A 6,876-nucleotide genomic window follows, 5' to 3' on the forward strand; every position below is an offset into this window, starting at 1 on the left:
AAAATCTCTTGATTTCAGCTTCATTGGGAGGTTATCGGAGCCTTCCCCTAAATCCGTTATCATCAGAAGAACTCAACAACCCTTCCATCCCTCAGTGTTTTTTGCATTGCTCCAGCATGTGGCTCAATTGCTGTTTGGTGCTGGAATGTTCCGGCATGTGTTGCAATACAAATTCTACGGTGCCGAAAATGAGGGCCATTTTCGGTTTTTCCGGAAACGTGGGCAACGATAAATATCGATCCATCGTTCGGCTACTGAGGGAGCCATTGGCGTGTTTAGTCACATTCCACATCCCGGATTTCAAGGCCAGGTCGCCTTTCTTTTCCCCTGTGAGATTTTCCCAGCACAACACAGCCATGTTCAACGTATTCACCAGCAGTTGACGATGATGGCCACTCTTCCGGGAATGATCCGCTACGCCCCCGGAAGAGGGTTCACTGACGATTTTCAGTTTCTTGCTGTATTCATGGGCCCGCTCCACTCGCGCCAGTAAATCCCTCAGTTCAAACGGTTTGATGAGATAGTCCGTGGCGCCGAGCCTCAGGGCTTCTTCCAGGTCCCGGGCCTGATCCCTGGCCGATATGACCAGAATGGGGATATAGCGGAACCGCTCCATTTCACGAAAATGGGCAATCAGCCGTAATCCGGCATCGGTTCCAGAGGGCATCATCAGATCGGTAATGATGAGATGCGGCATCGGGATACGGTCCAGCATCCGGAGGGTGTCCTCGTAATCCTCGGCTTCCCACACGCGAGCCTGGGCATAGGTCGTCAAATCGATCTTGAGTCCCAGACGGGTGTCGGGATTGTCCTCGATCAGCAAAATGCGTTTTTGTTGTTTCATGCTTCCTGTTGCCAAAGTTTGAGAGAAAACCAGAAGGTCGAACCTTCTCCTTTCACGGATTCCACGCCAATCCGTCCGTTCATCTGTTTCAGGCGGGCCTGAACAATCGCCAATCCCAACCCGGTCCCCGGAGTGCCAAGCACATCCTGAGCCCTGCGAAAACGAGTGAAAAGAGTTTTCAAGGCGTGTTCATCCATGCCGATGCCGGTATCCTTCACTTTAAAAATCACTTCCTGATCCGCACGTTCACAACTCAGGGTGATCCGTCCGGATGGGGTGTATTGATAGGCATTGGTGATCAGATTGCACAGAATATCTTCCAGATAAAAAGGATTGGCCCAAACTTCAAGCTCTTGATCTGTCGGGCAGTAGCTCAAAATCACTTCCGGTTTCCTCAGCAGTTCCGTCAGACTCAAGGCCTGTTGAACAATCAGATCCACGTTCACCGGAAACAATTCGACAGGCAGATCCTCCCGGAGTTTGGAGAGTTCCAGAAACTGGGCAATCAATCGTGCCATTTTCCGGGCATTCTGTTCCAGAATATCCAGGTAACGCCGTTGAGAGATTTTGGGACGGACACACTGCACGCCATCCGTCAGAAATCGGGAAAACCGGACGATGTTGTCCACTGGGGTTCGCAATTCATGAGAAATGTTTTGCAAAAACTCCTGTCGGGCCTGCAACTCTTTTTTTCGTTCAGTGATATCCCGTAAAATCAGTAGCCACGAATCCTCCGGCATTTGCCGCAACGGGGCGGCATGGGCTTCGATCGCCTTACGATCCGTGGGAGTGCGGATGATGATTTCAAACGGAACACCGGCCTGGATCTGTTGATGGAACCATTCCACCGGTTGTTCAATCCCGGACAGGTCCAGCCATTCCAGAAAGGACTCTGGAGGCACATCTGCTTCCACAAGACGGGTTGCGGCGGAATTATAGAACAGGACCAGCCCTTGTTGGATCAGGACCACGCCATCCGGGGATTTTTCCACCAGTCGGGCATAGCGTTCCTGACTCTGCTTCAACGCTTCGGAGGTTCGCCACAAATCCTGATAACGGATGGACAGTTCCTGATCCATGGATTCACGAATCTTATCCGCGTTGCTGAGTTTTTCCTCCTGAACCGTGATCTCTTTTGCCAGTTGTTGCCGGGAACGTTCGACCTTCAGGAATTTTCTGAAAACATACCAGAACAGCGCCCCCAGCAGACTCAACCCGATGCCGCCGCGAAACCACCAGGTTCGCCAATAAGGAGGAATGACAGTGACAGTGATTTTCCGGTCAGTCCAGACATCATTGGAATTGCTCCCACGGACCAGAAGGGTATGGCGGCCTCCCGGCAAATGAGGATAAAACCCATAACGTCTGGTGCCGCTGTCATGCCAGGCGGTGTCGATCCCATCCAGAAAATAGGACAACCGGTTCTTTTCGGGATTGGTATATTCCAGCACCGAAAATTCAAATTCCATCGAGTCCTCGGGCCATTGCAGAATAATATGGTCCTGTTGATAGAGGGGGAGTCTGGAGGGTTCTCCATTGATTTTCAGGGAGGTCATGACCACTTGGGGGGGATGGCTGTTTTCTTTCATCCGCAACGGAACCACCCGATTGAGACCATTGAGGCCGCCAAACCAGAGGATACCATCGGGCTGACGGGCATGAGCGAAATAATAGAACACATTGTCCTGCAATCCGTCTTCCTTGAAATAGTTGTGAAACCTCTGAATTTGCGGATCAAACCGGGAAAGACCGTTTTTGGTGCTGATCCAGAGCAATCGATCCTGCCCTTCATAAATTCCATAGGCATTGTTCACCGGCAAACCATCCCCGGTCGAAAAATTTTGAAACATCCCGGTTTCCGGAAAAAACCGGCTCAAACCGCTTTCGGTTCCCAGCCACATCCTGCCGATGCTGTCCGAGGAGACCATGTTCACCTGATCATCCGCCAGACTGTTCGCCGCCTGTGGATCATGCCGATACTGCCTGAAGGTCTGGCGCTGTTTATCAAAAACCAGCAGGCCGTTCCCTTGGGATCCCAGCCAAAGGCGTCCTTGAGAGTCTTCATGAATACGATTGATTTTATTGGAATTGACTGTTTGCGGCAGAAAATTTTGAGGAAGAAATGCGCTGAATTGTTGAGTTTGCGTATCCACTCGCACCAAACCGCTTTCATATCCGGCAAGCCAGAGAAGTTGCGGCTGTTCTTGATCCTGATGGATTTGATTGATGAATTGGCTACGAGGATATCCTTGGGGGGAGTCGGGATCATGACGCCAATGTTTCACATAGACACCGTTTTGCGGATCAAACACGCTGAGAATGCTTTCATTCAGATTGATCGAACCCACCCACAAGCGCCCCCTGTCGTCCTCGTTGATGGCTGTGACAATCGGAAATTCCAGGGACGCACCGGCATGATCCAGGATCGCGGGCGGGTATCGGGTGAACCGTTCCGTGACTGGATCAAAGCGGTTGAATCCGCTATTCGTGCCGATCCAGACTTGTTGCGTATGATCGGGAAAAATCGCGAAGATGACGTTACTGCCGAGCGTGGTCGGGTCCCGTTCATCATGCTGGTACAAGTCAAAGTTCCTGGTGATGCCTTTGTAAATTTTACCGGACAGACAAAACACCCAGGGAATATCCGATGAATCGACCACAATATTTTGTGGATTGATGCAATGCGTGATGTTGGTCGGCTTGACCATCGTGCCGGGATGATTCGCGTTTTGCGGGTCCACCTCGTAAATCATGCCTTGACGCGAGATCAGCCAGACCGTGCCTTGAGACGTGGCGGTCAAGGCCGCGATCTGTGCCGGATGCGTGGAAAAGCGGTTTTGTTCGTCATCCATCCGCGTGAATTGTAGGGTCGCAGGGTCCATTTTCCAAAGGGCACGTTCGGTGAGGACCCACAAAAAGCCGCTTCGATCTCTGACCAAGTCCTTTATTTTTTCGCCGCCCGGGAGGGTCGGATCATCCGGAGCAAGGAACAAGCGGGTGAACTCCTGCTTTGCAGGATCGAATCGGTTCAGCCCCTGATGGGTGCCGATCCAGAGAACGCCTGCCGCGTCTTCCACAATCGCGGTGATATGATTGTCACTGAGTGAAGTCGGGATATCGGCGGAATGCGTGTAAGTTTCAAAATGTCCGGTGGCGGGTTCCAACCGGAACAAGCCCCCCTGTTCGCCGCCAAACCAGAGGATTCCGTGTGAATCCTGAAACATCGCCAGAATGTAATCGTCCTTGATATCTTCACCGGGTTGGGATTGGGATGGACGAAAATTTCTGAACAGTCCCGTCGATTTATCCATTCTGTCCAAACCCTGGTAGGAACCAAACCAGAGGGCATCCCTGGATTCATGGACGGTGCGGACAAACTCATCCGAAATCGAACCGGGACTTTTCGGATAATGAATCAGCTTGACGCCGTCATACCGATACAAGCCTATGGACGTTCCCAACCAGAAAAAGCCCTTTTCATCCTGCATCACATCCAAAATCAGCCCTCCCAAGGACAACACCTGTTCCCATTGGAGAGGCCGGGACTCGGCGCGAAGTCCGTTTCCCGCCAACCCGCACAGACAGATTCCCCAATACAGGACGCGTGTCAGGAACGATCGAAAAATAAAATGGTGTAAAAATGGTCCGGTTGTGGGTTTGCGGTTCCTCATAAGTTCCCTCTGACTCAATCCTTCCCTCCAGGGTGTTTCCCATCATGATGTTTTAGACATTTTTAGACATTTTTAGACACGATTTTCAACACCCTTTTTCTTGTCTAAAAATGTCTAAACATTTCAATTGATTTGTGGGATCGCAATCCATTATGGAATACCATTCGTAACCAAGTTTGATCATAATTGGGTCCATCCACTAATCCCTCGCCCCTTTTGGGAGAGGGGCGGATGAGGGGAAAAACAAATACAGACCCAATTATGATTAATCCCCAAAATCGTTGTCATCATTCCCAAGGAGGAAATATGCGTAGTGGTTTCAGTCATCGTCATCAGATTGCTGTTCGTGGAAAGCTGTGGATCGCCCTGCTGGCCGGTGGGCTGAGTCTGGGCGGATGTTATAATGATTTGCCGGTGGAAGCCCAATTGCAGGCTTCCGCCGAAACGGTTTCTGTCGGGGAAACAGTGACCTTCGACGCATCCGGGTCCGAATACGACAAAATCGCCTGGAAACAGGATCATGTTAAGCTCTACGCCTGTTCCGGAGAGGAAACCTGCTCCTTGATATTCACCGAGACGGGAACCTACACCATCCGGGTCGAAGTGAGCAAGCAGATCCGACACGGAGTGGAGAACACCGATCGGCCACAACACTGGCTGACGGGAGAAACCGAAATCACCAAGGATCAAAAAGAAGTCCTCGTGACGGTGAACGCCGCCAGTGCCGACACAACCACCGCAGATACGTCCGGTACGACCACCGATTCGACCACAAGCTCCAGTTCCAGCACAACCACCAGTTCCAGTAGTTCCAGTTCCAGCACAGCCACGGATACCACGGCTCCGACGGTTTCGAGCACCTCGCCGACGGATGCGGCAACTTCGGTTGCGGTCGCCACAACAATCAGCGTGACCTTCAGCGAGGCCATGAAGACCTCGACCATCACCACCAACACCGGCACGAGTTGTAGCGGCAATATTCAGCTTTCCTCGGACAGTTTCAGCACCTGCGTGGCCATGAGTTCGACGATTGCCAACAGCAGTGACAAAACCTTCACCCTGACCCCGGCGGCGAGTCTGAGCGGAATCACCACCTATAAAATCCGGGTGACAACGGGCGTTCAGGACGCGGCGGGCAATGCACTGGCCTCCGCCTCCACCCAGGCCACCGGTTTCACCACCGCGGATGTGACCGCGCCGACGGTCGCAAGCACCTCGCCGACGGACGCGGCCACGTCAGTTGCGGTCGGTAGCACAATCAGCGTGACGTTCAGCGAAGCCATGAAAACCTCGACGTTGACCACCAACACCGCCGACACGACCTGTTCCGGCACCTTGCAGGTTTCGTCCGACAGTTTCAGCACCTGTGTGCAAATGACAGCGTCGCCCACAGCGAGCAACAGCGACAAAACCTTCACGGTCACGCCTTCCGCCAATCTCAGCGGGAGCACCACCTATAAAATCCGGGTGACGACCGGCGTTCAGGACGCGGCGGGCAATGCCCTGGCCTCCGCCTCCACCCAAGGCACCGGCTTCACCACAGTACCATTATGGGCCCCACAGGCGTATGTGAAAGCCGCCAATGCCCAAACGAATGATCAATATGGTCACAAGGTCGCCATCTCCGGTGACACGATGATTGTGGGCGTATTATGGGAAGATAGCAATCAAACCACCATCACCAACGGCACCACCGCCAGTAGTAACAACAGCGCTTCCGATTCCGGAGCGGTGTATGTGTATAAACGCACCGGCACCAGTTGGGCCCAGGAAGCCTATCTCAAGGCGCCCAATGCTGAGACCAATGATAACTTTGGTAACAGTGTCGCGATTTCCGGTGACAGAGTGGCAGTGGGCGCTTCTACGGAACACAGCAACCAGACGACGATCACCAACGGCACCACCGCCACTGCCAACAACGGCCAGGGCGAATCCGGTGCGGCGTATGTGTACAAACGTACCGGCACCACTTGGGAGCAGGAAGCCTATCTCAAGGCTCCCAATGCTGAATCCAATGATGCCTTTGGTTACAGCGTTGCGATAGACAGTGATACCGTGGTGGTGGGAGCGCCTCAGGAAGACAGCAATCAGACGACCATCACCAATGGCACCACCGTCAGTGACAACGACAGCCAGAGCGAAGCCGGCGCGGCGTATGTGTTCAAACGGAGCGGCACCACCTGGGCCCATGAAGCCTATTTCAAGGCATCCAACGCCGCATCAGGCGACAACTTTGGTATCAACGTGGCAGTCTCCGGCACCACCATTGTCGTGGGCGCTCATATTGAGGACAGTAACGCGACGACGATCACCAACGGCACCACCGCCAGTTCCGACAACAGTGCTTCAGGTTCCGGCGCG

3 protein-coding genes are annotated in these 6,876 nt (G+C 53.0%); 1 reads left to right on the top strand and 2 read right to left on the bottom strand.

Features of this window, described 5'->3' with window-relative positions:
- Positions 1 to 91: 91 nt before the first annotated feature.
- On the bottom strand, positions 92 to 844 hold the full coding sequence (locus HQM11_12645) for a response regulator (protein MBF0351874.1): 753 nt from the start codon (positions 842 to 844) through the stop codon (positions 92 to 94).
- Positions 841 to 4,515, bottom strand: coding sequence for a hypothetical protein (locus tag HQM11_12650; protein ID MBF0351875.1), 3,675 nt, complete (start codon positions 4,513 to 4,515; stop codon positions 841 to 843). The genes HQM11_12645 and HQM11_12650 overlap by 4 nt, the downstream gene beginning before the upstream one ends.
- A gap of 306 nt (positions 4,516 to 4,821) precedes the next feature.
- Here HQM11_12650 and HQM11_12655 point away from each other — a divergent pair.
- The coding region (locus HQM11_12655) for an Ig-like domain-containing protein (protein ID MBF0351876.1) at positions 4,822 to 6,876 on the top strand (2,055 nt) is incomplete at its 3' end.

The organism is SAR324 cluster bacterium (assembly GCA_015232315.1).
Classification (GTDB): Bacteria; SAR324; SAR324; order SAR324; family NAC60-12; genus JADFZZ01.